The sequence below is a fragment of the Cognatazoarcus halotolerans genome (assembly GCF_009800965.1).
In the GTDB taxonomy this organism is placed as follows: Bacteria; Pseudomonadota; Gammaproteobacteria; order Burkholderiales; family Rhodocyclaceae; genus Cognatazoarcus; species Cognatazoarcus halotolerans.
In genome coordinates, this window is record NZ_WUAF01000006.1 from 214,058 (window position 1) to 231,070 (window position 17,013).

General features: G+C 65.1%; 15 protein-coding genes. 2 read left to right on the top strand and 13 right to left on the bottom strand.

The features are described from left to right. Positions 1–3: 3 nt before the first annotated feature. A complete protein-coding gene (gene tagF, locus GQB03_RS10200; protein ID WP_200832173.1) occupies positions 4–702 on the top strand; it encodes a type VI secretion system-associated protein TagF in 699 nt (232 codons plus the stop codon). A gap of 24 nt (positions 703–726) precedes the next feature. Then, a complete protein-coding gene (locus tag GQB03_RS10205) occupies positions 727–2,724 on the top strand; it encodes a serine/threonine protein kinase (protein ID WP_159688373.1) in 1,998 nt (665 codons plus the stop codon). A 146-nt stretch (positions 2,725–2,870) separates the two neighbouring features. Here GQB03_RS10205 and GQB03_RS10210 read toward each other — a convergent pair whose 3' ends face one another. The 13 genes from GQB03_RS10210 to GQB03_RS10270 all read right to left on the bottom strand — a co-directional run bounded on the left by GQB03_RS10210 (position 2,871) and on the right by GQB03_RS10270 (position 16,994). Continuing rightward, complete coding sequence (locus GQB03_RS10210) at positions 2,871–4,097, bottom strand: hypothetical protein (RefSeq protein WP_159688376.1); 1,227 nt, start codon at positions 4,095–4,097, stop codon at positions 2,871–2,873. Positions 4,098–4,160: 63 nt separating this feature from the next. Beyond that, positions 4,161–4,814 (bottom strand): glycine zipper domain-containing protein, encoded by a 654-nt coding sequence (locus GQB03_RS10215; protein ID WP_159688379.1) that lies wholly within the window; start codon positions 4,812–4,814, stop codon positions 4,161–4,163. A gap of 29 nt (positions 4,815–4,843) precedes the next feature. Next, positions 4,844–5,665, bottom strand: a complete 822-nt coding sequence (locus GQB03_RS10220; protein ID WP_235027016.1) for a PP2C family protein-serine/threonine phosphatase — start codon at positions 5,663–5,665, stop codon at positions 4,844–4,846. Further along, positions 5,662–7,425, bottom strand: a complete 1,764-nt coding sequence (tagH, locus tag GQB03_RS10225; RefSeq protein WP_159688381.1) for a type VI secretion system-associated FHA domain protein TagH — start codon at positions 7,423–7,425, stop codon at positions 5,662–5,664. Before tagH ends, GQB03_RS10220 begins: the two co-directional genes overlap by 4 nt. Positions 7,426–7,443: 18 nt before the next feature. Then, positions 7,444–8,658 carry a hypothetical protein gene (locus tag GQB03_RS10230; RefSeq protein WP_159688384.1) on the bottom strand — a complete coding sequence of 405 codons (1,215 nt, stop codon included), beginning with the start codon at positions 8,656–8,658 and terminating at the stop codon, positions 7,444–7,446. 4 nt (positions 8,659–8,662) lie between these two features. Beyond that, a complete protein-coding gene (locus GQB03_RS10235) occupies positions 8,663–9,088 on the bottom strand; it encodes a hypothetical protein (RefSeq protein WP_159688386.1) in 426 nt (141 codons plus the stop codon). Between the two features lie 68 nt (positions 9,089–9,156). Next, positions 9,157–9,534 (bottom strand): DUF4150 domain-containing protein, encoded by a 378-nt coding sequence (locus GQB03_RS10240; protein WP_159688389.1) that lies wholly within the window; start codon positions 9,532–9,534, stop codon positions 9,157–9,159. 18 nt (positions 9,535–9,552) lie between these two features. After that, the gene (locus GQB03_RS10245) at positions 9,553–10,602 is read right to left on the bottom strand and encodes a beta-ketoacyl synthase N-terminal-like domain-containing protein (RefSeq protein WP_159688391.1); all 1,050 of its coding nucleotides are present in this window, start codon (positions 10,600–10,602) and stop codon (positions 9,553–9,555) included. 17 nt (positions 10,603–10,619) lie between these two features. Beyond that, positions 10,620–11,156, bottom strand: a complete 537-nt coding sequence (locus tag GQB03_RS10250; protein WP_159688394.1) for a hypothetical protein — start codon at positions 11,154–11,156, stop codon at positions 10,620–10,622. 21 nt (positions 11,157–11,177) lie between these two features. After that, entirely contained in the window at positions 11,178–11,912 is a 735-nt protein-coding gene (locus GQB03_RS10255) for an AHH domain-containing protein (protein WP_159688397.1), read from the bottom strand. Then, the gene (locus GQB03_RS10260) at positions 11,896–12,930 is read right to left on the bottom strand and encodes a DUF2169 family type VI secretion system accessory protein (RefSeq protein ID WP_159688400.1); all 1,035 of its coding nucleotides are present in this window, start codon (positions 12,928–12,930) and stop codon (positions 11,896–11,898) included. Before GQB03_RS10260 ends, GQB03_RS10255 begins: the two co-directional genes overlap by 17 nt. Positions 12,931–12,938: 8 nt before the next feature. Then, positions 12,939–15,035, bottom strand: a complete 2,097-nt coding sequence (locus GQB03_RS10265) for a type VI secretion system Vgr family protein (protein ID WP_159688403.1) — start codon at positions 15,033–15,035, stop codon at positions 12,939–12,941. 249 nt (positions 15,036–15,284) lie between these two features. Further along, positions 15,285–16,994 carry a putative bifunctional diguanylate cyclase/phosphodiesterase gene (locus tag GQB03_RS10270; RefSeq protein ID WP_235027017.1) on the bottom strand — a complete coding sequence of 570 codons (1,710 nt, stop codon included), beginning with the start codon at positions 16,992–16,994 and terminating at the stop codon, positions 15,285–15,287. Positions 16,995–17,013 lie beyond the last annotated feature (19 nt).

Consider the following 17,013-nt stretch of genomic DNA (forward strand, 5'->3'; position numbering starts at 1 on the left):
GCGGTGTCGGCGCCTGCTCCGGGGTGGTACGGCAAGCTGCCGGTACTCGGCGATTTCGCGAGCCGCCGTCTGCCGCATGCGTTCGTGTCGAGCTGGGATACCTGGCTGCAGCGGGGCATGTCGCATAGCCAGGAGGAGCTTGGCCAGGACTGGCTCGAGGTCTTCCTGACGGCACCACTATGGCGTTTCGTGCTTGGCCCGCAAACGCTGGAAGCTCAGGGCTGGGCGGGCGTCCTGTTGCCCTCGGTGGATAGCGTCGGGCGCTATTTCCCGCTCACGCTGTGCGCGCCGCTCCCAGTGCTGTCCTTTGATGAGGCGGCGCAGCGCCTGATGGAACAATGGATGGATGCGCTCGAGGGCGCCGCACGGGTCGGCCTGGATCCACAGCGCGGCCTCGATCAGTTCGAGGCCGAACTGACCGGCATCGCGCCGCTGGTGGCGACAGCACACGAAACCGGCGGGGGGCTGGCGCAGGCGCTGCTGCGAAGAGAGCCTCTGGTGCGTCTCGAGCGCGCAGGCGCACGCAATCTCAACGAACTCGCCGGTGCAGTGGCGACCGAGCTAATCGATGGTTTGCTGGCACCCTATACGCTATGGTGGTGCCGGGACAGTGACGGCGTGGCCGGCGGCTTCGCCTGCCATGGCATGCCCAGCGCCGCGGTGTTTTCAAGGATGCTCCAGTATGTTCCCGGCCAGGCTTGATCGACTCACAGGAATTTTCGACCGGTGTCCGACCTGAACGACCAAGACAAGACGGTGGTGCTCGGCGGCGCGGCTGCCGCAGCGCCCGCTGCCGCAGAGACGCCCCATAACGCACTGGCGATCGGTGCCCGGCTGGGTGAGTTCGAGATCATCGGCCTGGTGGGCGAGGGCGGTTTCGGCATCGTCTATCTGGCGCTCGACCATTCCCTCGGGCGCAACGTCGCGCTCAAGGAGTACATGCCTGCATCTCTCGCCTCGAGAACCGCCACCGCGACCGTCTCGGTGCGCTCCGAACGTTATCGCGAGACCTTCGAGATCGGGCGGCGCAGTTTCGTGAATGAAGCGCGACTGCTGGCCCAGTTCGATCACCCGGCGCTGGTCAAGGTATACCGCTTCTGGGAGGCCAACGGCACCGCCTACATGGCGATGCCCTATTACGACGGCAGCACCTTGCGGGACACGCTCAAGGCGCGCGGCAGCGTGCCGGACGAGAGCTGGATCCGCAAGATTCTTGCCCCGGTGATGGATGCGCTCGAGCTGATTCACCGCGAACAGTGTTTCCACCGCGACATCGCCCCCGACAACATCATGTTGTTGCGCGATGACCGGCCGGTGCTGCTTGACTTCGGCGCTGCGCGGCGCGTCATCGGCGACATGACCCAGGCGCTGACGGTGATCCTCAAACCGGGCTACGCGCCGGTCGAGCAGTACGCCGAGATGCCGGGGATGCAGCAGGGCCCGTGGACCGACGTCTATGCACTGGCGGCGGTGGTCTACTTCATGCTGACCGGTGAGACCCCGCCGGCCTCGGTGGGCCGGCTGATGCAGGACAGCTACCAGCCGCTGGCGACGCGGATGGCCGGCGCGGGCTACAGTGCCCGCTTCCTGGCCGGAATCGACCGGTGCCTGAGGGTGAGGGCGGAAGATCGCCCCCAGAACATCGCCGAGATGAGGGAGGCTCTGGGCTGGGGCGTGGATTCGCCGCTGTTCGCCCCGCCTCTCGAACCGGCCGTGTCGGGCAGCATGCAGCAGTCGGCGCCGGTTCCGCTTGCCGGGAAGGGACGCGGTGCCTTGCTGGTGTCCGGTGCCGCCGCGTTCGTCCTCGCCCTTGGCGCGGCGTATTGGTTGATGCGACCCGAGGCGCCGGGCACGACGGCACCTGCCAATCCGCTACCCGGTCCGTCTGTTCCCGGGTCGGCCGAATCACCGGCCCCGCCTGCGCCGCCGGTAACGGTCGTGCCGTCCCTGCCGCGGCCGGCCTCGGCAACGCTCGAGGCGGCATACCAGATGGTGCTGGATCACGCAGACGCGGCGATGACGCCGCGTCTCGAGGTTCCGGAGACCGTCATCGTTGGGCAGGATCAGCTCAAGCTCACGCTCGACAGCAAGATTGCCGGACATCTCTACATTTTTCTGTGGGATGGTGGCGACGACATGGTTTACCGCTTGTTTCCGAACGAAGCCGATTCGGACAGTACGCTTGGCGTCGGCAACATTTTCCAGGTGCCGCGACCGCATTTGAGAATGCCGTGGGTTTTTCCCGCTGAAGCGCCCGAGGGCGAGTGGCGGGTACTCGCGGTGGTTTCCGAGCAGAGACGCGATTTCGATCATGCGACGCTTCAGCGAGATGGCGATCTGTTGACCGCCAGCCGGGCTGCGCTGGAGGCCGCGTTCGGTCGTGGCGCCGATATCGGGACCCTGATCGGAACGCCCCACTGTGTGGCGGGGGAGGCATGCTCCGGGCGTTACGGTGCGAAGCTGGCGAAAATTCGCGAACTGCCGCCTCCACCTCCGCCCGCGCCAACGCCACCGAGCGAACGCGCTTCGAAGCCCGCAGCGAAACCCGCAGGGCAGCCGGGCGACAAGCCGCGCAGCGCCCCGAAGGCCGCTCAGGTACCCGATCAGCCGGTTGCCCCCAAGCCCGTGCAACAGGACAGCGACACGCTCAAGGCGGAACGCGACTACGTGCGGCAACTCAACAAGGATCTCGATCGCCTGCTGCAGGGGCAGCCGGTCAAGTAGGACGCCGCCTTCCGGGCGCTGTCCGGGCAATCATCTTTCGCGGGGCGAAAGGCGGCGCAGCGATGGGTTTGCACCGCGGTCGGTATGCAGCGGGACGGGCACCGTGCCCGGAACGAACCGCGCACGGTGCCATCCGGGGTCCGGGCTTAGAACCAATAACTGCCGCTCAGCGATATGCTGCTCGAGTCCTTGCCGCGCAGATAGCGCAAGCCGAATCGCCCGAAGGCCTTGTCGATGTTTCCGCCGCGGTTGGTACCGAGTGAAACGCCGATTTCCTGGGTATTGTCCACGAAGAATTCGGTGCCGCCGGTGTAACGGGTGTCGACCAGTGAATACTCGACCGACAGCGGCACACCGGAAATACTCACCGGTTGCGAGAGCATCACGCCGTTGCGCAGCGCCCAGGTCTTGATGTCGGGGTTGAAGGAATAATCGCCGACGGAGAACTTGGTCGTCTTGTAATAGCCGGCCATGTTGCCGATCACCATGTCGAAGCGGCCGAGCGGGACATGGTAGGTGCTTGCCAGCGCCGCCGCGTACATGCCGGCCACCGACGCCAGATCGGCCGAGCCGGTGACCGAGTAGCGCAGACTCGGCGTGAGCGCCCATCGCGTCGTCATCGGTGAGCGGAAGGCGATGCCCAGACCGCCGTGATAGGACGCGGCGCCGGCTACCGTCACCTGGGCGAGTGAGCCCGAGAGGGTAAACAGTTGTCCGGGTTTTTCCTTAGAGCGCCAGACGTGCGAGAACGGGATCCGGGTGATGTCACCCTTCTTCCCGTCCATATCCACCTTGCCGTAAGCCGCTCCGAGCGTTGAAGAAGGGCTTTCGCTACCCGCCCCCAGATACTCGTTCAGGCTGTCGGACATCGCCGTGTCGAAGTCGGTGGCGGCCGCAACCGGAATCATTCCGTCGGGGCCGGTGATCGGACTGTTGGGCGTATGCGTCGCCTGGTACTCGAGGATCTTCGAGAGGATGCCGCTCTTCTTGACATAGTCCTCGAGCATGTCGCCGGAGGCGTCGCGATCGGTACCGGAAAAGGTCATGTCGATTCCCAGCGCGGCGATACGGAAACGCAGATCGGGGCCCGACGTTTCGAAGTCCACCAGAATCGGCAGGCTGTTGAAGCTGATCTGCGCGGAAGACACAAGATTCTGGTTATAGGCCGGGACGATCGATTTGAGGCCGGCATTGTTCATGAGATCGAAGAAGCTCTGAGCGGTGTCCTCGCAACGTGTGCCCTGGTCGATGAGGCCCGAACTGCCATAGACGAACAGTTCGACGCCGTAGTTCTTGTTCGAGCATGTCGCGGCCGAGGCTGCCACGGGCAACGCCGCCATGACGGAAAGTGCGAGGAGTCCGGAGATTTTCATCGTGTCGTGTCCTGGTGGCTGGCTGGCTGGTTGGGAGGCAATGCTGGCGCGTTTGCGCGCGGGTCAGACCTCGACCCGGCTCCGGTTCTTCGCTTCGATGGTGATGCGCTGGACGTTACCCGGTATGGAAGGGTCGGCCACCCGGGTGTGACGTACCTGGCCCGCACCCGATTTTTCGATGGTTTCCTGCAAGGTCACCTTCGAGGCGGCGGCACCGCCCTTTCCTGGTGCGGCGGCGACTGTCAGATCGATCGTTTCTCCCCGTTCGCTGGCCGTCCTGCGCGCATATTCCTCGAGCTTTCGTATCGCTTCACGGCCTTCCGGCGTATCGACCTGGCTCACCGGGATGTCCACCGAAACCGATTTGAACGCCGAGACGGTTTCCGTCTTGTTGGCCTTGGTATCGACTACCTTGACCTGCTGGGTCTGCACCGGGGCCACTTTGGCACCCTTGACCTTGGCCGCCGCCTCACTTGCCTGTCGGGCCTCATCGACCTCCGCGTTGCGTGCCTTGACATAACCGACGATGCCGCCGACCAGTGCCCCGGCTGCGCAGCCGCCGCCCGCGTCATTTTCGGTCAGTGTCGCCAGCACCGCGCCGACCCCGCAGCCGATTGCGGCACCGATGCCGGCACTCTGGGTCTTGTTGTCCATCGTCGTGCAGGCGCTCAGCGCGAGCGCCACGCATACTGGAAGTACTGCAATGTTCTGCTTCATCTGCGTCTCCGGGTCTAGGTGAGGCGGATCTACCCCAAAACTATGGTCTTGCCTTCGGTGGCCTGCTCAATCTTCACCGCAATTGCAGTGTAATTGTCGTTCTGCTGGCCGTCCTGCGCGTCGACGATGGAGGCCATGCGCTCGAGCCAGTCGGCACTCGACACGCTCGCCTCCAGGCAACGCGTCATCTCGGCTTCGTCTACGTATTCCCACCAGCCGTCGCTGCAGATCAGGAAGCTGTCACCGGCCCCTATTCGTACCGGCTCGCCGGATACGCTGAGCGAAAGCTCGTCCGCGTTGCCGATCGCCGAGGTGAGCAGGCTGCGCTGCGGATGCGTACGGATGCTGGCGACGTCGCCATAGCCTGCGTCGATCATGCTTTGTACCAGGCTATGGTCGCGCGTCTGGTGGATCAGGTTGCTGTTCCTGAAGAGATAGATGCGGGTGTCGCCCACGTGGGCCCATACCGCTTCGTGACGAACCGGGTCGATCAGCAGCAGCGCCGCGGTGGCATGCATGTTGTCGCCGTCGGGATGGGCACGCTTCTCGCTCATCACCGCCGCCTGAGCTGCCTCGAGAAGCGCGATCGCCGCCGCCTCGCCGTTGTTCGGGTCGCGTGCGAACTGTTCAAGCACCGTGCTCACCACCATCTGGGCGGCGCGATCCCCACTGCCGTGACCGCCGGCGCCATCCGAAAGGACCCAGCAGCACCCCTTGTCCGAGGTCCAGTAGCCGCAGGCGTCCTCATTGCGTTTGCGCTGGCCGATACGCGAAATGTAGGCAGTCTGGAGATCGAGCATCGCTTCCTCCGAGCCGGGTTTCCGGGCGGTGCCGGCAGTGGGCGTGTTCATTCGCGGCCACGCTGCAGTTGAGCGATCTGCGCTTCGTAGGCCTTGAGAAACTCGCGCCCGAAGAGCGAATGGAAATCGTCCTCTGCCTCGCGGGAGATCTCGCTGTAGCGCTGCTCATAGAGGTCCCATAGCTTGGCCTTGCGATTTGCCGGGAGCACACTGTCGAGCAGCGTTCTGGTTGTCAGCCGTGTTTCGAGTTCGGCCGGCGTGAACCTGTTCAGCACGCTCGCCAGTGCGGCACGCAGGCCCGCGACAAAGCCGATCTGGTGGGCACGCAGATCGTCGTAGGCGTCGCGCATCGCCTCGGTCGGCGGCATGAAACCGCTACCCGGCGGGACCAGCAACTGCATCAGGGCGAAGTCCACATCGGGCGAGAACTTCAAGGGATTGTTGTTCTTGCTGACGATCATCGTGACGTCGGCGCGGACCTCGCGCTTGGTCGCGGCACGTGCGATCAGCAATTCCACCGTGCCCTGGACCGCTTCTCGCAACATGCCGCCGATATGCTCCATGAACTCCGGCGTCATTCCGCCTGCTGGCGAAAGCCCGGGCAGCCCGATGCCGCGCGCGAAGGCGGCGAGCAGCGCGTCGGCATCGGCGGACGAAGGCGGTGCGGTTGGTGGCGGTTCGGTCTTTTCCGCGGTGGCGTCTGCTGCTACCGGTTGCCGGGGCGGCGCGCTTTCGTCCGGTGTCTGGCGGAGTGAAGTGGGCCGGGGGGCAATGCGGGTCACCGCTTCCGCCGCGGTGGCCGGGTCAGGTTCCCGGGCTGAATCCGGCCCTGGCGCCGGGGTTGCCCAGGATACGACGCCCCCTGGTGGCGTCGATGGCAGGGGATTCGGTGAGGTCGCGGGTGTTCCGGGTGCCCGGGACTCTCCGCTGCTTGCCGCTTCGGGTGGTGCCGCTTCAATCGGTTTCGGCGGCGCAAAGGCGTCGTGCAGGAGGGGCGAATCGTTGCCGGCGCTCGGCACGACGTCGGGGGGCGCGTCGCTGCCGAACAGGGCAAAGGGGTCGCTTTCTCTGTCCGACGGGATCGGTGCGTGGGCCGGATCGCCCAGCGGGGAGCCGGCGAACGGGTCGTGGCCGGAGCCGGCCGCATCCAGTCCGAAAAGCGCGTCCAGCGAACTCGGCCGCTCGGCGCCGGTGATTCCGCCGATACCCAGGGGATCGGCGCCGGCGCGGTTGCTGTCGGGGTCGGCGGGTGGTCTGGCCGTGGGCGCGAAGGGGTCGATGCCGTGGGCTGCGGGCGTTTCAGGCGTATCCGGCGTCGCGGGTTTCGCGGGTGGAACGAACACCGCGAACGGGTCTTCATCGTACGGCGTTGACTGGGGGGACGATGATTTCGCCGTGGTAGGTGGCGGTGTGATCGCTGCCTGGGCTGGGGGCGGAGCGAACAGCCCGAGCGGGTCGCTCGCAGGGCTCGGCGCCGCGCTGCCCGCGGGGCTGGCCCCGGTGACGATCTCGACCCGCAATACGCAGTCGGCAATCCCGATTTCGTCACCGTCGTGCAGGCTTGCCCTCACGCCCTTGCCGAGCGGCCGGCCATTCAGTGAGGTGGGGTTGCCGCCGTGATCGGTCAGGATGTAGGACTCGCCGTCGTGCCCGATCTGCGCCTGCATCCGCGAGATGTGGCGATTCGGGTCGGGCAGGGCGAGGGCATTGCTGGCGTCGCGACCGATCGTGCCGCCACGCTCGTCGAAATCGTGGCTGAGCGGCGTGGCGGGAGGAAAACCGTTGTCCTGTGTGAGCGTGATGCGTAACACCGTGCTTGCTCCGTTGGTTCAGATGACCGGGGGCGGGGCCATGAGCCGCTCGCCCGCGAGTGCGGCACGCATGCCGAAATCCCAGCGTGCCGCCAGATCGATCGTTGCCTGGGCGGCGGTGGACAGGGCTGACGAGATCTCGTGACCACGACACCAGCGCCGGCCGCTGCGCCAGCGTGCCTCGTTTCTTGTCCATTGCTGCCGCGCGCGCGCCTGATCGGGCAGCCATACATCATCGACGAACTCGCGCTCGAACTCGTCGGCGTTCGCGTCGATCGGCAAGGTGTGGCGCTGCGCGGCAACATCGAGTCCGGTCAGCCTGGTGTAGGCGGTGCCCGCCGCAGCAGCGGTCAGGGGGTTGGAATCGGCCATCATCCCGATGATCGTTTCGATCGCCTCGGGGTGGCCGGTGCGGGCCAGCATCGCGCATCGGCTCGGGCCGGGCAGCGCAGCGATCCGGTCGCCCCAGGCGGCGGACGAAAAAGCGTCTTCGAGAGCCGCGCACAGCCCGAGGCCGAGCGTGTCGCCGGTGGCGGCGAGGCGGGACGCAAACGATGGTAGCCATTGCTCACCGCGCCAGATCGCAGCGCCGATCGCCGCGGCACGCAGGGCGTCATCGCCGGCCTCGAGCGCCGTCCGGTAGGGCAGCGGTCTCGTTGCCGACGCCGGGTCGGTCAGAGCGACGCACTGCCAGGCAACGGCCGCGACCCCGGCGTCCGCTACTTCCAGCAAGCGGTGCAGGGCCGCATCATCCGGGGCCAGGCGCTGCCGGGTGACGAGCGCCGCGGCAGCTGCAACCGCGCGGGCTGGCTCCGCACCCGTCAGGGCGTCGCGCAGAGCGGCTTCGGTGTGCGCCTGGGATGCCGCACCGAGTGCATCGCCCAGGCCGTGCAGGCGTGGCCCTTCGGCTTTCCGAAAAGCGTCCAGAACACGCGCGATCGCGGCTCGCTGGCCGCTGCGCAGAAACGCCCAGGCGGCAGCGAAGACCTCGTCCCGGTCGTCTGCGCAGAGCCAGTCGTCGAACAGGGCAAGCAGGCCTTCATCCGCTGCGAGCATGCCTTGCAGGTGGGCCTCGATGCGTCCCTGCAGGTCCTGGAGATCCCTTAGCGTCAGGGTCTCCGAGAAAATTGCGCCGCGGCGTCTGCCCCAGAGATAGGCGAGTTCCTCGCCATGCGTGATGGCAAGGTCTGCGATGAAGCGCACCCGGCACCGTGGAGGCGAAACGACGGCCATGGATTCAGTTGATCGCGACGTTGCCGGCACGGATGCGCTGGGTTCCGCGGGCACGCAGCAGAACGTCCTCCCCACGCAGCATCAGCTTGCCGTCAGCGGCACGAAGGTCGATGGAAACGTCGCCGCACTTGAGCGTCAGGATCTCGGTCGCTTCGAGCGTGAGTCGTGGCGGCGCCTGCGGTTCGCGGAAGGGCCCGACACGCCCGAGGACAATGCCGCGACCGCTGGCGTCGGGGGGCAGGGCAAGCACGGTATCGCCCGGCACGAGTTGCGTGACGTGACCGCTGTCAAGCCAGTCGCAGTCGAATTCACGGTCGGCATGGTCGCGGACCCGAAGCCGTCCATCCGCGATCGCTACCAGGGTGGCGCGCTGAGGGCCGGGGTTTGCCGGGGCGGGGCGCTGGAAGTCGATGACGCGAGTATTTGACATGGGATGCCTCACGGATTTGTCGGGCGAACGCGCTGCTCAGGAGTCATGAATCCCGCTGCGCCGCGGGTTCATCCGCAGATGTTCTTCTTGTTGTGCCACAAGGGATCGCCCATTCGGCATACGTTCTTGCCGTCGAGCATCACGTCGAACGAATACATCAGGAACTCGCATTCCTGTTTGAAAGTGCTGGAAAGGACGCCGCCGGCACTTCCGGCCTCGTCGCCCGTGCTCATCATGTACTTCGCGCCCTTGACCATGACCATGCTGCCGTCTGCCTTCACGGTGGTGGTGCCAGCCGACGTGTCGGCCGATTTGCCGATATTGGGATAGGGGATCGGGATCGGTCCGCCCGGCGAAGGGGTCTTGCAGACATCCGGGAACACGATACTCAGGCCACCGCTGTTCTTGTGGGCGAATCCCTTGATGTTATGGACGGTACAGGGCATGGCGATCTCCGGGGATGGTCAGCCGGCGCGAGTGAGCAGTGCCGCGGCGCGGTCACCGTGGTCGGACGAAGCATAAACCAGGCATGGCCCCGGCCGATAGCCGCCAGCCAGTCCGTGCGCGGCGAGGGCCGCAAGCAGGGGGCCATGCGCGGCACCGAGATCGCCGCAGCATTCGGCCGGGTGCTCGAGTTGCATGGCGTCGGAAAAATGTGCCGCGTTGCGGATGCGGGCGACACCGAACTCGCGGGCCCAGTAGCGTTCGCCATTGAAGGAGGAGTAGGTGCAGGCGATCGGCGACGGCGGGGGCTGTTCGCCGAAAAGGCCGGTCACGGCAGCCGCGAGTCCCTCGCCCAGGTACGGGGCCTCGGCATACAGGTGGCCGGCTTCGACCGCCATGCCGGCCCCTTCAATGCGGGCCAGAGCCGCACCGTCACGCTTGCCGTCAGCCTTGCCCAGCAGCAGGAAGGCGGCACCTTCCCCGGGTCGGAAGCCCTCGCCGTTCGATTCGCTGCGCAGCCGGCCCCGGAGGTCAAAGGTGTCGAGCACGTAGGGATCGAGCAGGCTGTCCACACCGCCGACGAGCACATGGTCGGTCTGGCCGGCCTCGATGAACATGGCCGCCTGGCGCAGTGCCATCAGTCCCGCGGCGCGACCGCGTGCCACTGCCACGCTGCGCGAGAGGTCGATGGCCGCGCCGCTTTGCAGGAGGAGATGCCGCAGGAAAGCCGCTGGTTCGATTGCCCGCAGGGCGTGGTGTTCCGGCAGCCCCAGCAACAGGGGCAGCGGGGCGGTATCGGCGGGCAAGGTCTCGAGCGCCTCTGCAAGCGCGACGTGCGCCAGCCGGAGCATGCGGGCCTCGCGGGATTGCAGTGGGAGGTCTTGCAGCGGATCGGCGAGCGGCGGCAGCGCGTCATCCGGTACGCTGCCTGCGACAACCGGCTCGCCCCGCCTGTCGTTCAGCGATATTTCCCGCAAGCGTGCCACCCGGGCACGCGCCGCTGCAGCGGTTTCGGCGAGGCCGAGACCGATAGGGGTGATGCAGCCCGCACCGAGAATCATCATTGCCATGCGCCGTGCGGCCCCGTTCAGTCGAGCGCCTCGAATCCGATGTCGTCGTAGCCGGCGCCGGCAATGAGCCGTTGCAGTCGTTCGCTGACGATCATGCAGTCGGTGTCCTCGTCCGCGACGAAGAGATCCAGATCCGGTATCCGGGCCGGGTCGAGGGCGAGACGGTCGACGATGGTCATGCCGTCGCCGAGCGAACGGGTCTCCGATCGCCCCATGTCCACGCAGTTCACACGGCCGACGATGTTGAGCAGCAGGTAATCGTCGATGAGCACGTCGTTCGTCTCGTCGCTGATCTCAACGGGGCTGGCCTCGATGTTGGAGATACCTGCCGCAAGCAGGGTGGCGTGGAAGTCACGGGTGCCGATCCAGGCCGGTGATTCGAAGAAGGTCGGCAGCTTGCCGTTCGGCAATTCCGGATCGAGCTTGAGCTGCAGCGGCGGGACGAAATCGGGATCGAAACGGTGGCCGCTCTTGAACTCGGTCATGAAGTGGCTGGTTGCATACAGACCGGCCCCGTTGGGGTCGATGCGGCGGTACATGCGGAAATGCTTCATCGCTGAGGGTCCTTGGCGGATTCAGGTGCCGAATCCGCCGTTCTGGGCGAATTCGGCGGCTATTCTGGAAACGAAGACGCGACAGCTGTTGATGTCCTGCTCGAGCAGATCCGAAGCCTTGTCGACATAGCGAACCATGTTGTCGCGCGGCGGCAGCTTGCCCGCCTGTTTCTTGCCCTTGCAGCCCTCGCATGGCGGGTCCTTCTTGTAGTGCGAGACCGCGTGATTGGCGATCTTGTCGAGATACTTCTTGACGCACTCCTTGTACGCGCATTCGCCGATGCCGTAGTTGTTCGAACCGCTGTGCTTGCCCTGGTGCATCTGGATCTGGGCAAGCTGCATTACCTTGAACATCAGCGAGCGGTTGCTCGCGACATGGGCGGCAGAGCTTGCCGCCGTGTGCCATTCGGCCAGGCTCGACGCATAGGGCATCCATTTGCCATTGTTGCGGTGGTCGACGTCGTATCGCGTATCGCCGAAGATGATGCTGCCGTCCTTGAGCCACTGGGCGACCCTGTGGTTCTTCAGTGTCAGGTGCGGAATCAGGTGGTGGGCCTGCGATGGCCAGCACGAACTCGACAGGTCGGCTTCCCTGGCTGCCCTCGTGGGCTGATTGCCGAGGCTGCTGCCGAGCCGGCCCGCATCGCCGTCGAGGTTTGCCTTCCAGTCCGTCTGGTCGGGCTTGAACTCGCATTTGCCGTCCTTTTCGTCGGACGACAACATCGCGACAAGTACGGCTTCACCGACCTGCGTCATCGGCACTCTCCTTTGCGACTCGGGCATTGACAGCGACCTGGCGCAGACGTGCCAGCCGCTTGTCGACCACCAGGCGGGCCCGCCACACCAGCTGCAGCCGTCCCTGGTCCGGCTCGATCAACACGGTATCGATCTGCGGCCGGGCGGGAATCAGGCGACCGTCGAAATCCCACTGCAGGGCGATATCGACGCGCGGCAGCGTGAAACGCAGCGGCGCACCGGCGGTGCAGCCGATCAGTTCCACGGGTTCGCCGCCGCTCAGTGATTCGGGTGTCACCAGTCCAGGCGGGGCGACGTTGAAGAATCGACGGTCGAAATCGCGTGGCAGAAAGGGGGCCCGCCCGCGCTGCCACGCGTCGTCGTAGGTACCGGACCAGCCGACCCGCGGTGCCCAGTGCGGAGCGATCGGGCCCCATCCGGCCGGAAGCGGTCGGTCGGTCGGGCTCGAAATCAGCGCGGAAGGGTCTTCGATGTTGGGCAAGGGGCGATTCGCGAAGTCGGTTTCATGGCTGCCGATGAAGCCGCGACCGACCGGATTGCGCGCTTCGTATTCGGCTGGCTGTCCTTCCGATGACTGCGATTGGCCGCCGAAGGCCAGCTCCCAGCGCAGCGGCATGCGTTCGAACGCCACGGGATCGGAAATCGTCCAGTCCGATCCGGCGCGCAGCCAGTGTCGGTCGCCGAAGACACGCAGGCTGCGTCGTACCGGGCCTACGCGCAGATGCAGGTCCATGCTGCGGACCGGGCCGGAAGCGGCAACCGCACGGCCAAGAAGCAGGATATCGGTGCCGGGTTTGTCCTGGGTGAGGTCGGCGGCCGCCCGCAGGCTGCTCTGCGCAGGGTCGCCCCAATACACGTCGCCTGCCAGAAAGTTGGCCTGCTGTCCGGCCAGCTGCGGTACTCCGGTGGAGATATCGAAGCTCGCCTTGACGGCCGCATAGGCGCACTCGACACCGTCAGGGTCGGAAAAGACCGTCAGCGCGGCGGGCAAGGGCGTGGAGTTGATGACCTGCAGCATGTGGGCGATCAGTTCTCCGCGATTTTCGAGCCCTTGACCACGACGTTGCCCGAGGCCTTGATTCCGATCTTGCCGCTGCCGGACACGGTGATGTCCTTGCCCTTGAGCTGGATGGTGCCGTCCTTCTTGAGGGTGATGCTGGCACTGCCGGTCTTGATGGTGATCTGATCGCCTGCCTCGATCATCAATGTCTTGCCGATCTGGAGCTTGTCGTCAGTGCCGATACTGGTGTTGCGCGCCTTGCCCACGTCGAGCTGCTGGTTGGCGCCAATGGTGAGGGCGTGGTCCTTGCCGATGTCGTAGGTTTCGTTGCCGCCGACCGACATGGTGCGGTTGGCACCGACTGCGACCGATTCGTTCTGCCCGACGCTTTCGCTACGATTGCTGCCGACCGTGATGTTCTCGTTCGCACCGACCGACTCGGTCCGGTCGGCACCGATCGTCACGGTCTGGTTGCTGCCGATGGTGATGCTTTCATTGTTGCCGACGGATTCGCTTCGGTTGTTGCCGACCGAGACGGTCTCGTCGTGCTCGATGCGCTTGTTGCGATCGTTTCCGACCGTGTGCGTCTCGTTGTTCTCGACGCTGATGTCCTGGTTCTTCTCGGCGTGGATCAGGAGTTGTTCGTCGCCCTTCTTGTCCTCGAAGCGGATCTCGTTGAAGTTGCCGGTGCCGCCGCCCTTGGTGGAGCGCGTCTTGATGCCGGTCTGGGTCATGTTCGCCGGCAGCTCGTATGGGGGCATCTGTTCGGCGTTGTATACGCGGCCGGTGATGATTGGCTGGTCCGGATCACCCTCGAGAAATTCGACGATGACCTCCTGCCCGATCCGCGGGATGGCGATGAACCCCCAGTTCTTGCCGGCCCACGGGTGGGAAACACGGATCCAGCAGGAGCTGTGCTCGTCGCGCTTGCCGTAGCGATCCCAGTGGAACTGCACCTTCACCCGGCCGTACTTGTCGGTGTGGATCTCGTCGCCGGCCGGGCCGACCACCATCGCCGTTTGCGGCCCCCGGATCCGTGGCCGCGGCGTGAGACGCAGGGGCCGGAAATCCTGGCGGCTGTTGAGCGCGGTGAATCCGCATTCGAAACGGCTGCCGCTGCCGTCGGCCGATTCGTTGCCTTCGTCGAGCAGGTTCAGCTTCGCTTCGGTGATCAGGTATTCGCGGTTCTGGTCGCGGCGCGCGTGGCCGTCGAGCTTGAAAAGGTAGCCGACCGCCAGACCCCGAGCGCTGGTGCGAGCCTGCGCGAGCTCGAAGCGCGCCTGCTGCTCGTCGATTCTCACCTGCGCGTAGTGGTTGCCGTCGTTCGCTTCGGTGAACTCGCCCGGATAGTCGAAGATTTCGTGCTTGCCCTGATCGTGGCCGCGCGGCACGCTGGCGGATGCCTCGAGTTTCGTCGAGGGTTTGATGAAATCGAAGTCGATCAGCATCGCCTTGCCGGGAACCACCTGGCGCTCGAAGCGCCAGCTGCTGACGAAGCCGCGCTCATCGAAGCCGCCCTGGCGGTTCTCGACGAATTCGATCTCCTCGTAATCGGTGATGCTGGTGTGGGCGGCATAGGCATCCGCGAGCACCAGGGTGCATTTGCCCGATTTGTGCTCGAAGAAGTAATAGATTCCTTCCTCCTCGAGCAGGCGGCTGACAAAATCGAGATCGGTCTCGCGATACTGCACGCAATACTCGCGCTTCCGGTAGGTGCCGCTCAATGCGGTCCGAAAGTCCGCGAATGCGAATTCGCCGAAAATCTGCTTGACGATTTCGGGGACCGTCATCTCCTGGAAAATGCGGCAGTCCGCGGTGCGGCCGAGAAACCATGGCCATGGCCGCATGCTCATCTGGTAGGTCTGGAAGCGGCCGCGTGTGCCGGTATGCGCGAAGCGGGTGACATGCCCGCTGAAGAAGCGCTTCCCCCCTGTCGGCAACATCACGCGCAGGCTGACCGGCTGACCGAGAATCGCGTCGAGGTCGATGTCCGTCCCGTCGCTGAGGCATTCGATCTCGTACTCGCTGACGCGTGACAGCGCTTCGGTCGCGTCGAGCGCATGAAACAGCAGGATGCCATCGCCCAGCGGCGTGACCAGTTCGAATTGGGCTTGATCTGCCACGGTTATTACCTAATCAGGTTGGAACGTCCAGTCGCGACCGTAAAGCGGCTTTATCTTATGGTAAATCGCCGGGGCTGTGTGATGCCGGGCGCTCGACACCCCGGCGGAAGCTGTGCCTGCCGGTGGTCCGCAATCCTTTTCAGTGCGATGCTGCGCGCGTGTCCTGAGCAGACGATGTATTTCGCCGACGGCGGGCGCACGGCCGCCTGGTAGACAGGCATGTTTCGATCGAAGCGTGGTGCGTGGTGTTCAGACCGTGACCAGTTGGGGCAGCAAGGCCTGATATTCGGCGGCTGGAACCGCCTTGCTGAAGAGGAATCCCTGGCAGGCGTCGCATCCGTGTGCCCGCAGGAAGGCGAGCTGCTCGAGGGTTTCGACGCCTTCGGCGACCACGGTCATGTCGAGGCTGTGCGCCAGCGCGAGGATCGCGCGGACGATTGCGGCGCTGTCGGTGCTGCTGTCGACGTCCACGAGAAAACTGCGGTCGATCTTGAGCTCATCGATCGGTAGCGTGCGCAGGTAGGAAAGCGACGAATAGCCTGTTCCGAAATCGTCGATCGACAGGTGCAGTCCCAGCGCCCGCAACTCGCCGAGCAACTTCGCGGCCTGTTCCTGCTCGGTCATGAGAAGCGATTCGGTGACCTCGATCTTGAGCTGGCTGGCGCTGATGCCGAATCGCGAGAGCGTGGCACGCACATGATCGACGAAGGACTTTTCGCGGAACTGCTGCACCGAGACATTGACTGCAATCACGCCGGGATCGCGGCCGTTCGCGATCCATTCCGCGAGTTGACCACATGCCTCTTCGATCGCCCGCCGGCCGATCTCGACGATCAGGCCTGTTTCTTCCGCCAGCGGGATGAACTCGGCCGGCGAAACGTAGCCGCGTTGTGGATGCTTCCAGCGCAGCAGACCTTCCGCGCCGATGACCGTTTCGGTCGCGACATCGTACTTGGGCTGGTAGTAGAGGCGCAGTTCATGCCTTTCCATGGCGTGCCGCAGGTCGGTCTCGAGGTCGAGGCGGTCGATGGCCCGTTCGTTGAGTTCGGGCGAATAGAAGCAGAACGCACCGTTTGCGTTGCTCAGATCCGTCTGCAGCGAGCGCACCGCGACGCCCGCGTTGCCAAGCAGTTTGTTGGTGTCCAGTTCGTGTTCGGGAAAGGTCGCGATGCCGATATTGAAGGTCAGATAGAGATCCTGCGAACGAAGGCGAAATGGTATCGCCATGGCTTCGAGCAGGCTGCGGGCGATGCGGGCAATCTGCTCCGGCCGCAGGTTGCCGCTGAGCAAAAGCGCAAATTCGTCGCCGCCGAGCCGGCTCAGCTCGGAAATGCTGCCGGCCTGAAGGAGGATCGAAGCCACCGGGTCGTGCTGAATCTCCGTGGCCAGCCGTCGCGCGACGTGCTGAAGCAGCTCGTCGGCGAGCGCGGGCCCGAGCGCTTCGTTGAGGCGTCTGAAGCGTTTGATGTCGATGTGCAGAAGGGCCCCGTGATAACCGGCATGCCGAGCCTGATTCAAGGCCCATTCAAGCCGGTCGACCAGCATCTGCCGGTTCGGCAGACCGGTGAGGCGGTCGAAGTTGGCGAGACGGTCCTGATAGGCTTTTGCGTTGAGGGTGTTGCGTACCCTCAGTACCAATTCACTCTCGTCGACAGGTTTTGCGAGGAAATCGGTGGCGCCCATCTCTAGCGCGCGCAAGCGGGTCGGCGCATCGGACGAGGAAGTGAGCACCACGACCGGCAGATGCTCGAAGCGCTCGTTTCCGCGGATGTAGGCGAGAATCTCGAAACCGCTCACGTGGGGCATCATGAGATCGAGGAGCACGATGTCGGGGCGTTCGCGCTCAAGGGTCGGAATCGCCTCGCGGGCATCGGAGGTCAACACGAAATGCTGGTAACCGGCATCCTCCAGAAAGATCTGAATCGTGTCGAGCGTGATCGACTCGTCGTCGACCAGCATGATGCGGGCGCGCCTCAGC

Coding starts and splice junctions, on each gene's coding strand:
- GQB03_RS10235 (WP_159688386.1), bottom strand. CDS start 9,088: ATGTCAAATACTCGCGTCATCGACTTCCAGCGCCCCGCCCCGGCAAAC.
- GQB03_RS10245 (WP_159688391.1), bottom strand. CDS start 10,602: ATGGCAATGATGATTCTCGGTGCGGGCTGCATCACCCCTATCGGTCTC.
- GQB03_RS10255 (WP_159688397.1), bottom strand. CDS start 11,912: ATGACGCAGGTCGGTGAAGCCGTACTTGTCGCGATGTTGTCGTCCGAC.
- GQB03_RS10220 (WP_235027016.1), bottom strand. CDS start 5,665: ATGAACACGCCCACTGCCGGCACCGCCCGGAAACCCGGCTCGGAGGAA.
- GQB03_RS10250 (WP_159688394.1), bottom strand. CDS start 11,156: ATGAAGCATTTCCGCATGTACCGCCGCATCGACCCCAACGGGGCCGGT.
- GQB03_RS10270 (WP_235027017.1), bottom strand. CDS start 16,994: ATGCTGGTCGACGACGAGTCGATCACGCTCGACACGATTCAGATCTTT.
- GQB03_RS10240 (WP_159688389.1), bottom strand. CDS start 9,534: ATGCCCTGTACCGTCCATAACATCAAGGGATTCGCCCACAAGAACAGC.
- GQB03_RS10215 (WP_159688379.1), bottom strand. CDS start 4,814: ATGAAGCAGAACATTGCAGTACTTCCAGTATGCGTGGCGCTCGCGCTG.
- GQB03_RS10230 (WP_159688384.1), bottom strand. CDS start 8,658: ATGGCCGTCGTTTCGCCTCCACGGTGCCGGGTGCGCTTCATCGCAGAC.
- GQB03_RS10260 (WP_159688400.1), bottom strand. CDS start 12,930: ATGCTGCAGGTCATCAACTCCACGCCCTTGCCCGCCGCGCTGACGGTC.
- GQB03_RS10210 (WP_159688376.1), bottom strand. CDS start 4,097: ATGAAAATCTCCGGACTCCTCGCACTTTCCGTCATGGCGGCGTTGCCC.